We start from the raw sequence: 372 nt of genomic DNA, 5'->3' as shown, positions 1-372 counted from the left end.
TGGCATGCCCGAGCAGGACATGGTTTACAAGGTCGGCGATCTCGAACTCGACCGCCTGTCGCATGCCGTCCGCCGCAGCGGCAAGGAAATCCTGCTGCAGCCGCGCGAATACCGCCTGCTCGAATATCTGATGAAGAATGCCGGCCAGGTGGTCACCCGCACCATGTTGCTCGAAAATGTCTGGGATTATCATTTCGACCCACAGACCAATGTCATCGACGTGCATGTGTCGCGGCTGCGCTCCAAGATCGAGAAGGATTTCGACAAGCCGCTGCTCCGGACCATCCGTGGCGCCGGTTATATGATCAAGGACGACGCGTGATCCGATGGCGGTCCTGAGCTGGATCAACACCAGGCTTCTCAGTTCCCGTA

General features: G+C 58.3%; 1 protein-coding gene. It reads left to right on the top strand.

The features are described from left to right. A partial coding sequence (locus tag AC1D0P_RS31965) for a winged helix-turn-helix domain-containing protein (protein ID WP_477680393.1) occupies positions 1-322 on the top strand: 322 nt, incomplete at its 5' end. Between the last annotated feature and the right edge of the window lie 50 nt (positions 323-372).

The organism is Polaromonas sp. P1_G2, from assembly GCF_056405515.1.
Note: the sequence above shows the minus strand (reverse complement) of the source record. Positions and strands in the feature narration are given on the sequence as shown.